This is a genomic window from Paenibacillus sp. NPDC056722 (assembly GCF_042790635.1).
In the GTDB taxonomy this organism is placed as follows: domain Bacteria; phylum Bacillota; class Bacilli; order Paenibacillales; family Paenibacillaceae; genus Paenibacillus_AQ; species Paenibacillus_AQ agri.
In genome coordinates this window covers 47,238-65,260 of the sequence record NZ_JBHTYV010000019.1, presented here as the reverse complement: position 1 = coordinate 65,260, position 18,023 = coordinate 47,238, and the positions used below count along the sequence as shown (strand labels likewise).

Sequence of the window (18,023 nt, the reverse complement as noted above, 5' to 3'; positions counted from 1 at the left end):
GAATAATATTATTTTTATGGTATTAATAATCTTAATATATAGTTCATATGAATTAATTCTTAGTTTAAATGAGGTAATCCCTAATATATTTTTTTCATATTTTGTCTTGTATTTAATCCCATACGGATTAGTAGCACTAATTGGTTTAAGAGTCGCAAGTGATACTAAATTTGTGAACTTAATACTAATCATGAGCTGTGTAGCATTCACTATTATTCAAATAAAGCATTTTATTGATGGACATGGCTTTGAGCCTAATTCTTTTAAATATCCGCCTCGATTATACTATATCTCATACGGTTTAGTTATAGGTTTGTCATCTTATAAATTTCTACAAAATAAGAGCTTCATCTTAAATAAGAGGTTTTTGGGCAGTGTGCAATGGTTAAGCAAAAATTCATTTAAAGTGTACTTGTTCCATATATTTTCATTATTTGGCTTAATGATGCTGAAGGTTTTACTCGAAGATTCTTTTGCTTTGCATAATTTTATTATACAGTTCATTCTCGTATCTAGTTCAGCAATCATTGCAACTGCACTTTTTAATAAGATGGCCTTGAAATTTAAAAATCTTATATGATAAAAAAATGTCATTTGTTTCAAAGGGGCGCAAGCTCTATATTAAAATAGAAAGTGAGATTATTTTGTGATGAACCCTCAAAAAAAAATAAAACCAACAAATTCTCTAAATATAACTATAGCAGGTACTGGATATGTAGGGCTTTGTACTGGGGTGTGCATGGCTCACACTGGTCATAACGTAACTTGTGTAGATATAGATGAACAAAAGATTAATTTAATGAAGTCAGGAAAAAGTCCAATCTATGAAGAAGGACTTGAAGAATTAATGAACCTCAATAAAGAACGATTGACGTTCACAACTGACCACGCCATGGCTTACCAGAATGCGGATGTTATTTTCATTGGAGTAGGAACTCCAGAAAAAAAAGATGGATCCGCTAACCTTTCTTATGTTTTCAGTGTAGCTAAACAAATTGCACATAATGTAAAGAAGGATTGTGTAGTAGTAGTTAAGTCCACAGTTCCAATAGGAACAAATGATAAAGTAGAGAACATCATAAAATCAGAATTGAAAGAACAAGTAACCGTTCATGTTGCAAGTAATCCTGAATTTTTATCTCAAGGTACAGCAGTTAGAGATACTCTTCACGCTTCAAGAATAGTTATTGGTGTGGAGAATGAATATTCTGAAAATATACTTAGACAGGCTTATGAAGGATTTTCAGACGTACCTATCATTGTTACTAATCGTCGATCAGCAGAGATGATAAAATATGCTTCTAACGACTTTTTAGCTTTGAAAATATCTTATATAAATGAAATTGCGAACCTCTGTGAGTTAATTGGTGCAGATATAGAAGAAGTAGCTAAAGGAATGGGATTTGACGATCGAATTGGAAATAAGTTCTTGAGGGCAGGTATAGGTTATGGAGGTTCTTGCTTCCCAAAAGACACAAAAGCTTTGCATTGGCTAGCAAGCTTTCATGATTATGAGATTAAGACAATAAAAGCGGCAATTGAGGTGAATGAGCAACAAAAATTTAAACTGTTTAAAAAGTCACGAAAATATTATGAAAATCTCGAAGGGTTAACTGTGGCGGTTCTAGGACTTACATTTAAACCAGGAACAGATGATTTGAGGGAAGCTCCCTCATTGGTAAATGTACCTTTATTTGTTGATGATGGTGCTAGAGTAAAAGTATGGGACCCCATAGGTTCAGGGACATTTAAAAAACAAATGGAAAGAGAATGGAATAAAGAACTACTGGAGAATGTAAAGTATTGCGAAACAATTGAATCGACCTTACTAGGAACAGATATTTGTTTCATATTTACTGAATGGCCTGAAGTAAAGGCGTTAACACCTAAAGATTTTATTACAACCATGAATCGGGCTATTATACTGGATGGTAGAAATAGTTACGACCTAAATACATTCATAGGAACAGGTGTTATATATGAGTCTATCGGACGTAGTGTTATTGGATAAGCATTATGAATGTGAGTAGAAAGGTTATAGTGAAAATTACTATATAGTGTATAAATATGAAACAGAAGTCTTTAATATATAATGCAATATTTAATTTCTTATACACCGGTTTGAATCTACTTTTTCCACTAATTACTGCACCGTATGTTTCTAGAGTATTAGGAGCATCTAATCTTGGCCAAGTTAATTTGGCTACAACAATTGTTAGTTGGTTTATATTATTTGCCACGTATGGAACTGCAACTTATGGTGTTAGAGAGATAGCTAGAGCAAGAGATGATAAAGAAAAACGTAGTACTATTTTTTCTGAATTGGTTGTCATTAATGCAATGCTATCTTTTATTGTTCTAATAATTTACTTTTTAGCAATATTTAATATCCCTAATTTTTATAATGAATTACCGTTATACCTTATTATGTCTTCCAGTATTTTATTAAATATGTTTGCAATAGATTGGTATTTTCAAGGGATAGAGGAGTATAGATACATTACTATTAGAAGTGCGATTTTTAAGTCAATTTCTTTAGTATGCATCTTCTTATTTGTAAGTCAGCCAAGTCATTATGTCATATATGGGTTAATCAGTGTTTTGGCCACAAGTTTAAGTGGTATTCTAAATTACATATATAGCAAAAAAAGTGTACGGATGAAATTTAGAGGGATAAACCCATTCAGACATTTTAAAGGATTGAATGTATTTTTCTTCCACACATTAATCGTTAGTATATACACTAACTTAGACCAAATACTCCTTGGATTTTTTATTGATACTAAAGCAGTAGCATTTATGAATAGAAGCAAAGTGCTCATTAATATGGCAGTTACTGTTTCAACAGCAATTTCTAACGTCACCTTACCTAGGGCGTCATATTATAAAGATAATGATGAAGAAAAATTTCGATATTTGTTATCTGCAGTACCGAATTATATTTTATGGGTTACAATACCTATCACTGTTAGCTTTATTGTCTTTTCTTCTAAAATTATGTTTATTTTAGGAGGATCTGAGTTTTTGGAAGCGGGAGTTCTATTGCAGGTAATGTCCTTGACAATTATTTGCTCACCCTTATCAGGGTACCTTCAGTACCAAGTACTTGTTGCTTCGGGCAAAGAAAGAATTGGATTATATGTTGCAGTCATAACTAGTTTGATAAGCTTAACTTTAAATTTAATATTAATCCCTAAGATTGGTATATTAGGTGCTGGTTTTGTACAGGTGTTATCTGAGCTTTTAGCTGTAAGCATTAGGCTTTATATAGCAAAGTATAGACTGAATTATAGAGAGATTATTTTTTTGAACAAGTCTACCATTACTTATTTGTGCGCCTCTATTCTGATGGGAGGAGTGATGATATTAATTAGTAGATCAATTCAAAATATATTTCTTTCGTTTGCTGTGGGGATTTTATTAGGGGGTATTGTATATATCTTTACCTTGTTTATACTTCGAGAGAAGGTTACTAGATTTTTATTCGGAAAATTATTTTATAGATTTAAAAATTGAGTGTTTAAAACAAAATAAGGGGGATCTACTTTGAAAGGCATTATCCTAGCAGGCGGCAGCGGTACTCGCCTCTACCCATTAACCATGGTCACTAGCAAGCAACTTTTGCCCGTTTACGACAAACCAATGATCTATTATCCACTATCCACTTTAATGCTCGCAGGTATAAAAGACATTCTAATTATCTCAACCCCAGAAGATACACCGAGATTCGAAAGTCTTTTAGGCGACGGATCTCAATTCGGCATTTCCCTACAATACATAGTACAACCAAGTCCAGATGGTTTAGCTCAGGCTTTTATTTTGGGTGAGAAGTTTATCGGTGATGATTCGGTTGCCATGATCCTTGGAGATAATATCTACTATGGAAATGGAATGAGGAAGATACTACAGCGTGCTTCTTCTAAACTGCAAGGGGCTACAGTGTTTGGGTATCATGTGCAAGATCCAGAGCGATTCGGTGTTGTGGAATTTAATGAAGAAGGAAAGGTACTAAGTGTAGAAGAAAAACCAACTGAACCGAGATCAAACTATGCAATCACTGGCTTGTATTTTTATGATAATAGAGTTATTGAGATTGCTAAGAACGTTGAGGTCTCTTCACGTGGAGAATTGGAGATTACTTCAATTAATGAGGCTTATTTAAATCTTGGTGAGCTTGATGTAGAACTATTAGGACGTGGCTTCACATGGTTGGATACAGGAACTCATCAAAGTCTGGTCGATGCTACTAACTTTGTGCGGACTATTGAGGATCATCAAGGAATCAAGATAGCGGCTCCTGAAGAAATTGCCTATATTAACGGATGGATTACGAAAGAGCATTTGTGGGATTGCGGGGAGAAATTGAGTAAAACTGGTTATGGTCAGTACTTGATGAAAGTCGCAACGGGTAAGATACAATACTAACAACAGAAAGTGTGGTGGCTATGAAAATAACAGAGACTTTTTTACAAGGGGTAATGGTCGTCGAACCAACCGTATTCGGAGATCACCGAGGGTGGTTTACAGAAACCTATAGTACTGCAAAATTCAAAGAGCATGGTATTAAACTGGATTTTGTACAAGATAACCAATCCTACTCTGCGACTAAGGGCACACTACGTGGCTTGCACTATCAGTTACATCCTAAAGCACAGACGAAGCTGGTTCGTTGTACAAGGGGTGTTATTTTTGATGTAGCTGTAGATATTCGTAAGGGAAGTCCAACTTATAGCAAATGGTTTGGAATTGAACTCAGCGCGGAGAATAAGACGCAGTTACTGATTCCTAAAGGGTTTGCCCATGGATTCATGACGTTGACTGAGGATGTTGAAGTTCAATATAAATGCGATGAGTTGTATGCCCCGGAATGTGATGGAGGAATTCTGTGGAATGACCCTGCTATCGGTATCGAATGGCCTATTGAAGTTACACCGGTTCTGTCTGCTAAAGATGAGAAGGCACCTTTATTAAAAGATGCTAATTTGAATTTCACATATGATTTTTAATATTTAGAGTATAGATCTGAGGTGCATTTAATGAGTAAACCAAAAGTGCTGGTTACAGGTGGTGCCGGATTTATCGGTGGCAACTTCGTTCAATATATGGTTGATAAGTATCCGAATTATGATATTGTGAATCTGGACTTGCTAACCTACGCAGGGGATTTAACGAAGCATCACCAAATGGAGAGCAAAGCAAATTATCGGTTTGTACAAGCAGATATTGCAGAGCGCGAATTCATTCTGAATCTTTTTGAACAAGAGAAGTTTACTTATGTTGTACATTTTGCTGCAGAAAGCCATGTTGATCGTTCTATCACTGACCCTGCAGTTTTTGTGCGAACGAATGTAATGGGGACACAGGTGTTGCTGGATGCGGCCAGGAAGTTTGGAATTACTAAATTCGTTCATGTGTCCACAGACGAAGTATACGGAGAGTTGGACTTTGATCCAACATCATTTTTCACCGAGGACACTCCCTTGCAGCCAAACAGTCCGTACAGTGCAAGCAAGGCAGCATCTGATTTGCTAGTTCGCGCTTACTATGAAACCTACGGGTTACCGATGAATATTACACGTTGTTCCAATAACTATGGGCCATATCATTTTCCTGAAAAGTTGATTCCGTTGACGATATCAAAGGTACTGAATGATGAGAAGGTTCCGGTATATGGAGACGGAAAGAATATTCGTGATTGGCTCCATGTATGGGATCACTGTGCTGCCATTGATCTTGTGTTACACCAGGGTGTAGAAGGGGAAGTCTATAATGTAGGTGGACATAATGAGCGCACCAACCTTGAGGTCGTTAAAACGATTATAAGCACTCTAGGGAAATCCGGGGATTTAATAGAGTTCGTAACAGATCGGTTGGGACATGATAAACGTTATGCCATTGATCCTACCAAACTGGAACAATTGGGTTGGCAGCCAACCTATACGTTTGAAACAGGAATTGCGCAGACTATCCAATGGTACATTGATAATACTGAGTGGTGGGAACAAATCCTTCGAAATGAAGCCAACAAATAATATATGAAAAACGGAGCTAATAAGACAAACAGAGGCAGGTTGTCCAATAGAAGAGTACTTGCATACTTGTCCCTTTTGTTGATGCTCACAGCCTTCCTAACCGCCGGCCGCATCCTCCCCCTCTCCCAATCACCCAAACAAGCAGAGGTCATCATCGTCCTCAGCGGTGGCCCGGGCCGGGTTGAGGAAGCCGCCAAGTTATATAACGCTGGCTATGCTCCTTACATGATTCTCTCCAACGCCAAAGAATCGACCAGCGCGTCCGGTGATATGCTCCAAACCGCTCTTGCCCTCGGCATCCCCCAAGATGCCATCCTAACGGAGAACGAGGCAGAAAGCACCTATCAAAACGTTGAGTTCACTCTTCCAATAATGAAGGAGCACGGTTTTACTTCTGCGATTGTCGTCTCCTCCGATTTTCACATGCGGCGAGTGAAGATCCTCTTTGATCGTGTGTATAAGAAGTCGGGAATTGAGCTTACGTATATAGGCTCTGATTCTGGCTACCACGCCGGGCGCTGGTGGAGAGATCGTTACAGTCGGGAGACAACATTTAATGAATATGTGAAGATGATCGGGAATGCCTTTGGATATAATGGTCCAGAAGCGAAGGATGTGCTTAATCAGATCAAGGCCTGGTTTCGGTGAGATTTCTCCGAGACCAGGTCTTTTTCTATGAACGAGAGGATGGAGTAGTAGCGCCAGCGCCCGTCTGTGCAATCTATGAACCTTTTCTTTTCTCAAAACATGACCTTACACCTATTACATATGGCCCACTTCCTGTATAATAATTCCTTGGAAATCCTTCTCTGCTCTTGATAGATGATAGATACTGAGAGTAGAAGAACTATGGATGAAGATAGTGGAGGCGATGGGGTAGTGAAGGGGAAAAGTATTCGGTATGCGGCAGTATGGTTGATGCTGCTTAGTCTGTTTTTTGGCGGGGTTGCTAACGCAGCTACGGTTGTGCAGCAGAGCAGCTCATATGTTTTTGTTGATGTGAAGACTACATACTGGGCGAATGAAGCTATTGAGAGTATGGCTAGTCAGGGGATTATTACTGGGAATCCGGATGGTACGTTTAAGCCTGAAGCGCCGATTACGCGTGAGCAGCTGGCGAAGCTGATTACGTTGACATTTGGTCTGGATTTGGTGGAAGCTGAGGAGCAGACGTTCTCTGATGTGTCCCCCTCTTCCTGGGCCTATAAATATGTGGAGTCCTCCAAGGACTACCTGACAGGTTACTTCCCTATGAAGGGCAAGCCGTTCTTTGATCCGCAAGCGAAGGCTACCCGTGAAGATGTGGCGGTAGCGCTAGTGCGGGCTATGGGACTGGCTACTGAAGGTGTGGATGCGGACAGCGCACTGCGCTGGAAGTTCAATGACTATGGTGATATTTCTCCGCAGCTTGCCCAAGAGGTAGCCGTGGCGGTGGACAAGAAGCTGATTCAAGGCTTCCCGGATGGAAGCTTCAAGCCGAACGCTCCAATTAATAGAGCCTCTGTGGCTACGCTGCTGTATCGGGTGCTGAAGTCCTCTTATACTAATGCGAGCAAAGATGTACAACTGGATGTTCAGGTGCCTGCTAACGTATCCGAAGCGACGATCAAGATTACGGGCAAAGTCAATGCGGATGCCAAGGTGTACATTAATGAGGATGAAGTGGAGAACAACAACGGTTCTTTTGCGGAAGCCTACAGTTTGGATGAAGGGGAGAAAGTATACGAGTTTGTGTTCAAGGCTGTACTCCCTAACGGACGCTCCAAAATCGTAAAGAAACAGGTTACCTTCGAGACAACGGGACCGAAGCTGACCGTTCAAGCGCCTGATACGACCAATAAGCCATCCGCGCAAATCAGCGGTACGGTTAGAGACAGTAGTGATTCGCCTGCGACAGTATGGATCAACGATAAAGGTGTACATGTGTCTTATAACGGTGAGTGGAGCGCGGATATTCTCCTGAAAGAGGGAGTCAACAAGATCGTTGTGACTGCCAAGAATAAGTACGGTAAAACAGCAGTGGTGGAGAAGCAAATCACGTTCTCATTGGCTGGACCGAATCTGGTAATTGATGCTACTCCTGAAAAGACGAATAAAAACACCATTACGCTTAGCGGTGCGGCAACGGATAAGAACGACAATTCCCCGAAGATCTATATGAATGACCAGCTGGTAGGCAGCTACGGTTCCTTCAACAAGACAGTTACGCTTAACGAAGGCGAGAATGTGTTTACCTTTAAGGCAACGAATAATATTGGCAAAAGCTCGGCAACGATCACCAAGAAAATTACCTTCTTGTCATACCGACCGGAGCTTGTACTGGATCTGGTACCAGAAACCAGCAGTGATGCCACCATCACCCTGAGCGGGACGGCGACAGATAACAATGACAGCTCTCCGAAGATCTATATGAATGAACAACTGGTAGGCAGCTACGGCTCCTTCAACAAGACAGTTACGCTTAAGGAAGGCGAGAACGTGTTTATCTTTAAGGCAACGAATAGTCTTGGCAAAATCTCAGAAACGATTACCAAAAAGATTATCTTCTCTGTGGGTGGACCGGAGCTTGTTCTGGATTTGGTACCGGAAACCAGCAATGATGCCACCATCACCCTGAGCGGGACGGCAACAGATAAGAATGACACTTCTCCGAAGATCTATATGAATGATCAACTGGTAGGCAGCTACGGCTCCTTCAACAAGACAGTTACGCTTAAGGAAGGCGAGAATGTGTTTACCTTCAAGGCAACAAATAATCTTGGCAAAAGCTCGGCAACGATCAAAAAGATTGTAGTATTTACAATTGCTGCGCCAGAGCTTCAATTAGACTACATTCCTGAGACGACCAGTAATGGACAGATTACGTTAAGCGGTAATACTACAGATGCCAATGACAGCTCTCCGAAAATTTATCTTAATGATCAACTGGTAGGCAGCTATGGCTCTTTCAACAAGATGGTCACGCTTAAGGAAGGCAGTAACAGCTTTATCTTCAAGGTTACTAACAAATACGGTAAGTTTACAACGGTTGAAAAAACGGTAGTATATACACCGGAAGAGGCCAAAGAATAATCTAAACCTTATTTCTTAATATCTAAGTTCCGGCTTATGGCAAGCGGCGGACAGAAGCAAGTAACTTCTGTTTCGCCGTTTTTTTGCAGAAATTTGTTAGAGAGATTAGTTTGAGGCAGTTTGGTGAATCACTAATAAAAAAACAAATTTTCCCCATCCTAACCATGGAGTTTCCATTGATTTTTATTTATAATAATTATTATCTGGAGTTCATAAACCGTTCAAAAAATATGTAAAAAGTCGTAATTTCGTGTGATATACTTAACACAGCGTTTGTGGATGATGTGAAAGAGTCGTCATTCGGATATGAGTATGAGATCGTGATGCAGCAGTAATTACAGCAATAAATGAGACTAGGATGGTGAACTTGCGATGCACATCGTCGTCGTTGGACTGAATTATCGTACGGCGCCCGTAGAGGTGAGGGAGCAGTTCGCTTTTGCGGAACAAGACTTACCGGAAGCGCTTCACCAATTAATGGGAACGAAGAGCGTTCTGGAGGGTGTCGTAGTTGCCACCTGCAACCGGACTGAGATATACGTGGTCGTGGACCGTCTCCATATGTGCGGATATTTCATCCGCAGCTTCATGGAACAGTGGTTCGGGGTAAGAAGTGAGCAATTTACGCAGCATATGTATATATATGAAGACGAGCAGGCGATCGCACATTTGTTCCGTGTGACTTGCGGTTTAGATTCAATGGTAATAGGCGAGACGCAGATCCTGGGACAGGTGCGCAGCGCTTTTTTGACTGCACAGGGTGAAGGGGCTACGGGAACGTGGTTCAATAAGTTGTTTAAGCAGGCGGTTACGCTCGGCAAGCGGGCTCATAGTGAGACTTCGATCGGCGAGAGCGCAGTGTCGGTCAGCTATGCGGCTGTGGAGCTGGGCAAGCGTATTTTTGGCATGTTCACTGGTAAAAGAGTACTCATTCTTGGCGCCGGCAAAATGAGCGAACTAACCGTGAAGCACCTCTATAGCAGCGGTGCTGCCGAGGTGATTGTAGCTAACCGCACACTGTCTCGGGCGGCAGAACTGGCCGAGAAGTTCTCCGGCAAGCCGAGCACGATTGAGGACGCGCTGAAGCATCTCGATGAGGTCGATATTGTGATCAGCTCTACGGGGGCAGCAGGTTATGTGCTTACGGCCCAGCAGGTAGCGGAAGGCATGAAGCGCCGCCCTTCGCGGCCGCTGTTCATGATTGATATTGCGGTTCCGCGGGATATTGATCCTGAGGCGGCCAATGTATCCGGTGTGTTCCTGTATGATATTGACGATCTGGAGGGCATTGTAGAGAACAATCTGGAGATGCGCCGCAGCGAAGCTGCCAAGATCGAGGTCATGATTGGTGAGGAAATGGACGAGTTTCAGCTCTGGCTCAAGACGCTGGGTGTTCGTCCGGTGATCCGTGCGCTCCAGGATAAATCGAATGCGATTCATGAAGAGACGATGGAGAGCTTGTTCAACAAGCTGCCGGAGCTGGATGATCATCAGCGCAAGGTAATCCGCCGTTTGACGAAGAGCATCGTGAACCAGATGATGCATGATCCGATTAATGTGATCAAGGAGATGTCCGGGGGCAAGCAGGGAAGTGAAGCCTTGGATTATTTCTCTAAAATCTTCGCGCTGCAGGGTCATATCGATGAAGGCCCGCAGGGTGGAGGATCCCCATCTACCAATCCGGCCCATGGTAAACAAGTAACAGGCGCAGCTGCCAATGTAGTACTGCCAGGAACAACGCTTGCTTCGGCTGGCCTGCTGGGCAGGTGAGCAGATGCTGTTGAACGGAATATATGATGCCGCTCTGCTGGTGTATGCCTTGAGCCTGCTGTTTGTTTTCTCGGATTGCCTTCGGCGGAGTCCGAGTGAAAAACGGCTGGGCACAGGGCTTCTTGTTGTTGTCAGCCTGCTTCAGCTTACGGGCCTCGGTATCCGCTTCTCCGAGGAGCGCGGGCTGCCGATTTTTACCCCGTATGATTTCTTGTTCTGGTTCTCGTTCAGTATTGTGTTGACCTCACTTGGGATAGCATTGACACGAAGATCGGAGTTTACGATTCTTTTGCTCAGCGTGGCGGGATTTAGCGTATTCCTGCTCAACCGGGTCTGGCTAACGGCCGAGGATCATACGCTACAGAGCTGGAGTGCGGTACACGGCTGGCTGGCCGTGCATATTATTTTGGCGAATTTGAGCTTTGCGGCACTGACATTGGGGACGGCGTTTGCGATCATGTATCTGTTCCTGCATTCCCGCTTGAAGAACAAGAAGTGGAGTGACAGAATTCGCCGTCTGCCAAGCCTTGAGGTGCTTGATAAATACACTTATTATTCGGTGCTGGCTGGAACCCCGTTACTGGTCTTTTCGCTAGTAATGGCAGGACTTTCAATTGTCGTAGAAGGACGTCTGATGTTGTTTCAGGATTTAAAAGTGCTGACGACATTGATCGGTCTGGGGATTTACATAGCTTATCTTATATTAAAGCGGTCTGGTCAGAATAGCGGAGTGTTGATGGCCCGCTGGGCTATCTCAGGATATGGATTCATTATCCTCAACTTCCTGCTGAACTCCTGGTCGAATTTCCACCGCTGGGGCGGGGAGTGAGATCACATGCCACTCTATTTGCCGATAATGCTGGACTGTTCAGGACAACACTGTGTTGTGATCGGCGGCGGAGCTGTAGCGGAACGCAGGGTGCTTGGTCTGCTGGAAGCCGGTGCGGTAATCACGGTAATCAGTCCTGAATTGACAGCGGCATTGACCGTACTCGCTGAAACAGGTCGCTTGATCTGGCTAAGCCGCCACTATGCTCCCGGTGATACCCGCGGAGCCTTTCTCGTATATGCGGCTAGCAATGATGAGCAGGTGAATGGGGAAGTGGCTCATGAGGCCAGAGTGCAGGGGGTTCCCGTGAATGTGGTCAGTCATGGGGAGGCCGGAACTTTTATTACACCTGCTGTTCTTCGGCGGGGGAGGTTAACCGTTGCCGTATCCGCATCGGGAGCCGGTCCCGGAGCGGTCACAAAGATCAGGGAACAGCTGGAGGAGTTACTGGGTGATGAATACGAGCCCTATCTGGATTTTCTGTACCGGATGCGAGGAGAGATTAAGCGCAGGGAGCCATCTTCGTCGGTTCGCAGGCAGCTTCTCCGCAGGCTGGAAGGGCTTGATGTGTTGGATCAGATGAGACAGGGAACCTTTATAGAGTGGAGTCCGGAGGTCATAGACACCTGGATTGCCGACAACCGGGAGGAATAAAGAATGCGAAAGATTATTGTGGGCAGCAGACAAAGTGCACTGGCACTGACACAAACCGGACAGGTGATTGCCGATCTGGAGCGGCTGAGTGAGGAGCATGGACTGGAATTTACGTTTGAAGTGAAGAAAATCGTCACCAAAGGTGACCAAATTCTCGATGTTACGCTGTCCAAGGTGGGCGGCAAGGGCCTCTTCGTCAAAGAAATTGAGCAGGCTATGCTGAACAAAGAAATCGACATGGCTGTACACAGTATGAAGGACATGCCTGCCGTGCTTCCGGAAGGCTTGATCAATGGCGCTGTACCGCAGCGCCAGGACCCGCGTGACTGCCTGATCACCGGGGATGGCGCGGGCCTGGAGAGTCTGCCGCCAGGCGCACGCGTCGGGACGAGCAGCCTGCGGCGCTCCAGCCAGCTCGCGGCGCTGCGGCCGGATCTGGTCATTGAGCCGGTCCGCGGGAATATTGACTCGCGGCTGCGCAAGCTGGAGAGCGGGGAGTATGACGCGATCCTTTTGGCGGCGGCTGGACTTGCGCGGATGGGCTGGCAGGACCGGGTCAGCGCGTATTTGCCGCCGGAAGTGTGTCTGCCCGCTGTCGGGCAAGGCGCGCTGGGCATTGAGTGTCGTGAGGATGATGCCGAGCTGCGGCAGCTTCTGGATTTGTATAACGATCCTCAAACCGCTGTGACGGTGACGGCGGAGCGGACGTTCCTTGGGGTGCTAAACGGCGGCTGTCAGGTGCCGATCGGTGCTTTTGCCGTACTGAATGAATGTGGGGAAGAGCAGCAAAATGTTGTTGAACGCACAGCGGATCAGGGCCGGCCTGTGATATCGTTGACAGGAATGGTGGGAACACCGGACGGCTCGACGATCCTGAAGGAGACTTGTACAGGGGATGACCCGGTGCAGGTTGGGAAAGAGGTTGCGCAGCGGCTGATTGCTAAGGGAGCGGAGAAGATTCTGGCTGAAGCAAGGGGATGAGGGGAAATGACGGGGAAGGTCTATCTGGTAGGTGCAGGACCCGGGGATGCGAAGCTGATCACGGTTAAAGGACTCGAATGTATCCAAAAAGCGGACGTGCTGGTGTACGACAGGCTGGCTAGTCCAAGGTTGCTGAAGAAGATGAAGCCGGGCGGGGACAAGGTCTATGTAGGCAAGCTGCCTGACCGCCACACGATGAAGCAGGAAGAAATCAACCAGCTGCTGGTAGATCTTGCGTCACAAGGAAAGACGGTGGTGCGGCTTAAGGGCGGCGATCCGACGATTTTTGGCCGGGTGGGTGAGGAAGCGGGACTGCTGCGTCAGCATGGCATTCCTTACGAGATCATCCCTGGCATTACCTCGGCAATCAGTGTTCCGGCTTACGCTGGCATTCCTGTGACGCACCGGGATCATGCTTCTTCCCTGTCGATCATCACGGGCCACGAAAGCCCGGATAAGCTGGATCATTCCATTCATTGGGATAAAGTAACAAATGCAACGGGTACACTCGTCTTCCTGATGGGTGTGGCCAAAATCGGATATATCAGCAATCAATTGATCAAACATGGCCGACCGCCGGAGACACCGGTGGCCCTCGTGCGCTGGGGCACTCGTGCCGAGCAGGAGACGCTCGTTGGCACGCTGGCCGACATTGAGGCCAAGGTGCGGGCGGCGGATTTTCAGCCGCCGGCGGTGATTGTTGTTGGCGATGTCGTGCTGCAGCGCGAGGAGCTGATGTGGGCGGAGGCGCTGCCGCTATTCGGCAAGCGCATCCTGGTTACCCGCTCGCGCAGCCAGGCTAGCGAGCTGGTGGACCGCATTGAGGAACTCGGCGGGGAACCGTACGAGTTCCCGGTGATCGAGACGATCATGCCGGAGGGCGAGGCGAAGAAGGCCATCATCGCCGAAGCGCTGGGCGCGCTGGAGGCGTATGATTGGGTCTTCTTCACGAGTGTGAACGGCGTGGAGTTCTTTTTCCGCCACCTGGAGGAGCTGGGGGCGGACATCCGGCGGCTGTACCGCGCGCGGATTGCGGCGGTGGGGCCGGCGACGGCCAGAGCGCTGGCGCAGCGCGGCCTGGTGAGCGAAGCCCTTCCGGAGCGGTTCCAGGCGGAAGGGCTGGTCGAGAAGTTCGGCGCGGAGCTGCAGCCGGGTCAGAAGGTGCTGCTGCCGCGCGGCGATCTGGCGCGCGACTGGCTGCCGGACAAGCTGAAGGAGCTGGGCCTACAAGTGACGGAAGCCGACACGTACGAGACGGTGGTCACCGGCGAGGACGATGATGAACTGCTCAAGCTGCTGGAGGAAGGCCGCATACATGCCGTTACCTTCACCAGTTCGTCCACAGTACGTAATTTCCTGACCATCCTGAAACGGATGGGTGTGCAGGACCCACTACCATTGTTAGCAAATGTTAAGGTGGCCTGTATCGGTCCTCTAACCCAAAAAACCGCGATGGAAGCCGGGTTAACCCCGGGGCTTCTGGCGGAAGAATCGACGCTGGAAGCGCTGGTGCAGGAGCTGTGCCGTTGGAATGCAGAGACCCGGACAAGGCTTCAGTCTATATAGCATTGGGAAAATAAGTGCAAATCTGTACCTTAATTTGATTGAAGTTAGGCATATTCAGCATTTAACGGCAAAAATGTCGCTTAATTTCTTAGATTGGCGTTTGAGAACTGCTAATATGGGGAATTAAGGTGCATTTTTGCTCTTAATCTCCAGAAATACATGATTTAGCTAAAAATAAGGTACATTTTTGCCTTTATTTTCAACCGACTACCTTTGTATGAGAGATAGCTACCCTGATGAGATATAGTTACTCTGTATGAGATATAGTTACCCTGGCTGTGATATAGCCACTCTGTATGAGATATAGCTACTCTTCATGAGATATAGCCACTCTGTATGAGATATAGCTACTCTGGCTGTGATTTAGTTTTGTTAACTGTAATTTAGCAGTTTAGTCTGTTGAGGATAACCATACTAAGAGAGTAAGCCTTTCTTTAAGGCGCTCTGTATGCAACTTATAACACAAAATACACAACAACACACAACAACACACAACAAAATATATAACGAACAATAAAACATATAACGCACAAAACACAAAACACAACTAACCTATTCGGAGGGATCGATATGAGTTTTCCAATCATGCGGCACCGCCGTCTGCGTGGCACCGCTGGGATTCGCGGTATGGTGCGCGAGACGGTATTGAATGTGCTGGACTTTATACAGCCGATTTTTGTGACATACGGGACTGGTGTGAAAAATGAGATTAGCTCCATGCCAGGGGTTTATCATTTTTCATTGGATACTTTGAAGGAAGAGGTTGATGAGATTGCAGCGCTGGGAATTCCGGCGGTTCTGCTATTCGGGATTCCTGAAACCAAGGATGCGATCGGTTCTTCCGGGTTCGCAGAGGATGGTATTGTACAGGAGGCAACTCGTCTGATTAAGCAGTGGTACCCTGAGCTGCTGGTCGTTGCTGATACATGTTTGTGCGAATTCACAGACCACGGACACTGCGGTATGGTCCATACCCATACTGTTAATGGTGTGGTGCATGGAGACGTGCTGAATGATGCCTCACTGGAGCTGCTGACTCGTACGGCGGTATCCCAGGCGAAAGCTGGTGCGGATATAATTGCTCCGTCCAATATGATGGATGGCTTTGTGCAGGCGATTCGCGCCGGGCTGGACGAGAATGGTTTTGAGCATGTGCCGATTATGTCTTATTCGGTCAAATATGCTTCGGCGTTCTACGGCCCGTTCCGTGAGGCTGCTGATTCTGCACCGCAGTTCGGCAATCGTAAGACCTATCAGATGGACCCGGCTAATCTGCGGGAAGCGATCCGTGAGGCGGATTCGGACGTACTGGAAGGTGCAGATATGCTGATGGTAAAACCTGCGCTGGCTTATCTGGATGTGATCCGTACGATTCGTGACCAGTTCGATCTGCCGCTGGTTGCTTACAATGTGAGTGGTGAATATTCGATGGTCAAAGCAGCAGCCCAGCAGGGCTGGATTGACGAGCAGGCCGTAGTGCTGGAGATGCTGACTGGTATGAAACGTGCGGGTGCGGACATTATCATTACTTATTTTGCGAAGGATGCCGCCCGCTGGCTGCGCGGTTAAAAGGCTGCACTGATGCAACAAGCAAAGCAAAGGACATCTGCTGTCTAGAGTCGCTAGTTGTGCGATTAATAGCCTATACTGATGCAGCGAGCGAAGCAAAGAACATCTTTTTGTCTAGGCTCCCTGGCTGCATGGTTAATAGCTGTATGGGTGAGCAATGAAATGCTAAGCAACGAAGTGCTAAGAACATCTGGCGTCTGCCGGGTGTAAACATATTCATGAACAGGAGTGAAGATAGAATGGGTAATGTGCCACTGGCGCGCCGGGAAGAGGCTTCCCGGAAGGCTTTTGATGAAGCGAAGCAGTATATCCCCGGTGGGGTGAACAGCCCTGTGCGGGCTTTTAAATCGGTAGGACTGACGCCGGTCTATGTTGATCGTGCAGCAGGTTCGCGTATTTATGATATCGACGGCAACACATTTATTGACTATGTCTGTTCGTGGGGACCGCTGATTATGGGTCATGCCCATCCGGAAGTGGTACAGGCTCTGCAAGAGACTGCAGCTAAAGGAACCAGCTTCGGTGCGCCTACTTTATTGGAGACAGAAATGGCTAAAACCGTAGTTGAACGTGTGCCGTCTGTAGACATTGTGCGTATGGTCAACTCTGGTACAGAAGCGACGATGAGTGCCATTCGTTTGGCCCGCGGTTATACCGGACGCAGTAAAATTTTGAAGTTCGAAGGCTCGTACCACGGCCATGCCGACAGTCTATTGATCAAAGCGGGTTCTGGTGTAGCAACACTCGGACTGCCCGATAGCCCTGGGGTCCCGGAAGGAGTGGCAGCGAATACCATCACCGTTCCATATAATGATCTGGAATCTGTGAGAGTGGCTTTTGAACGGTTTGGCGAAGAGATTGCTGCGATTATTGTGGAGCCGATTGCAGGTAATATGGGTGTTGTTTTGCCTCAGCCGGGCTTCCTGGAAGGTCTGCGTGAAGTGACTACTAACTATGGAGCGTTGCTGATCTTTGATGAGGTTATGACTGGCTTCCGGGTCAATCGTAGCTGTGCACAAGGTCTTTTCGGCATTACACCTGATCTGACCTGTTTCGGCAAAGTCATTGGCGGCGGTCTTCCAGTTGGCGCTTATGGCGGCAAAAGAGAGATCATGGAGCAGATGGCTCCATCCGGACCGATCTATCAAGCTGGTACGCTCAGTGGTAATCCACTGGCCATGGCAGCAGGATTTACCACGCTGAAGCTGTTGACCCCGGAAGTATATGATCATCTGGAGAAAATGGGTGCTAGGCTGGAAGCAGGCATGAAACGCAATGCCCAAGAAGCCGGCATCCCGCTGACGATCAACCGGGTGGGCTCCATGGTGTGTCCATTCTTCACTGAAGGTCCGGTTGTCAATTATGACACGGCCAAAGCCAGCAGCCTCGACACGTTCCGTCGTTATTTCGGAGAAATGCTGACTCGTGGCATTAATGTGGCACCGTCGCAGTTTGAGGGCATGTTCGTATCAGCAGCGCACAGTGAGCAGGATATTGATGACACCATCGAGTGCCATTACAATGCCCTGAAGGCTTTGTGACAGCGGTGA

The 18,023-nt window shown here is 46.2% G+C and carries 15 protein-coding genes; all 15 read left to right on the top strand.

What is annotated here, in order from left to right:
- On the top strand, positions 1-580 hold a 580-nt coding region (locus tag ACFRAM_RS27070; protein ID WP_379469994.1), incomplete at its 5' end, for a hypothetical protein.
- A 69-nt stretch (positions 581-649) separates the two neighbouring features.
- Complete coding sequence (locus ACFRAM_RS27065) at positions 650-2,011, top strand: UDP-glucose dehydrogenase family protein (RefSeq protein WP_379470001.1); 1,362 nt, start codon at positions 650-652, stop codon at positions 2,009-2,011.
- Positions 2,012-2,067: 56 nt separating this feature from the next.
- Entirely contained in the window at positions 2,068-3,516 is a 1,449-nt protein-coding gene (locus ACFRAM_RS27060; protein WP_379469992.1) for a flippase, read from the top strand.
- A 30-nt stretch (positions 3,517-3,546) separates the two neighbouring features.
- Complete coding sequence (gene rfbA, locus ACFRAM_RS27055; RefSeq protein WP_379469989.1) at positions 3,547-4,425, top strand: glucose-1-phosphate thymidylyltransferase RfbA; 879 nt, start codon at positions 3,547-3,549, stop codon at positions 4,423-4,425.
- Positions 4,426-4,445: 20 nt separating this feature from the next.
- Positions 4,446-5,006 (top strand): dTDP-4-dehydrorhamnose 3,5-epimerase, encoded by a 561-nt coding sequence (rfbC, locus tag ACFRAM_RS27050; protein ID WP_379469987.1) that lies wholly within the window; start codon positions 4,446-4,448, stop codon positions 5,004-5,006.
- 30 nt (positions 5,007-5,036) lie between these two features.
- The gene (rfbB, locus tag ACFRAM_RS27045) at positions 5,037-6,032 is read left to right on the top strand and encodes a dTDP-glucose 4,6-dehydratase (protein WP_379469985.1); all 996 of its coding nucleotides are present in this window, start codon (positions 5,037-5,039) and stop codon (positions 6,030-6,032) included.
- A gap of 66 nt (positions 6,033-6,098) precedes the next feature.
- Positions 6,099-6,680 carry a YdcF family protein gene (locus tag ACFRAM_RS27040; RefSeq protein WP_379469983.1) on the top strand — a complete coding sequence of 194 codons (582 nt, stop codon included), beginning with the start codon at positions 6,099-6,101 and terminating at the stop codon, positions 6,678-6,680.
- A gap of 201 nt (positions 6,681-6,881) precedes the next feature.
- The gene (locus ACFRAM_RS27035) at positions 6,882-9,104 is read left to right on the top strand and encodes an S-layer homology domain-containing protein (RefSeq protein ID WP_379469981.1); all 2,223 of its coding nucleotides are present in this window, start codon (positions 6,882-6,884) and stop codon (positions 9,102-9,104) included.
- 372 nt (positions 9,105-9,476) lie between these two features.
- Entirely contained in the window at positions 9,477-10,874 is a 1,398-nt protein-coding gene (gene hemA, locus ACFRAM_RS27030; protein WP_379469979.1) for a glutamyl-tRNA reductase, read from the top strand.
- Between the two features lie 4 nt (positions 10,875-10,878).
- A complete protein-coding gene (ccsA, locus tag ACFRAM_RS27025; protein WP_379469975.1) occupies positions 10,879-11,703 on the top strand; it encodes a cytochrome c biogenesis protein CcsA in 825 nt (274 codons plus the stop codon).
- A 6-nt stretch (positions 11,704-11,709) separates the two neighbouring features.
- Positions 11,710-12,357, top strand: coding sequence for a precorrin-2 dehydrogenase/sirohydrochlorin ferrochelatase family protein (locus ACFRAM_RS27020; RefSeq protein ID WP_379469973.1), 648 nt, complete (start codon positions 11,710-11,712; stop codon positions 12,355-12,357).
- A gap of 3 nt (positions 12,358-12,360) precedes the next feature.
- Entirely contained in the window at positions 12,361-13,338 is a 978-nt protein-coding gene (gene hemC / locus ACFRAM_RS27015) for a hydroxymethylbilane synthase (RefSeq protein WP_379469971.1), read from the top strand.
- Between the two features lie 6 nt (positions 13,339-13,344).
- On the top strand, positions 13,345-14,904 hold the full coding sequence (cobA, locus tag ACFRAM_RS27010) for a uroporphyrinogen-III C-methyltransferase (protein WP_379469969.1): 1,560 nt from the start codon (positions 13,345-13,347) through the stop codon (positions 14,902-14,904).
- Positions 14,905-15,474: 570 nt separating this feature from the next.
- Complete coding sequence (gene hemB / locus ACFRAM_RS27005; RefSeq protein WP_175370279.1) at positions 15,475-16,473, top strand: porphobilinogen synthase; 999 nt, start codon at positions 15,475-15,477, stop codon at positions 16,471-16,473.
- A gap of 239 nt (positions 16,474-16,712) precedes the next feature.
- Positions 16,713-18,014: a glutamate-1-semialdehyde 2,1-aminomutase gene (gene hemL / locus ACFRAM_RS27000; RefSeq protein WP_379469966.1), complete on the top strand. Its 1,302-nt coding sequence runs from the start codon at positions 16,713-16,715 to the stop codon at positions 18,012-18,014.
- The last annotated feature ends 9 nt before the right edge of the window (positions 18,015-18,023 follow it).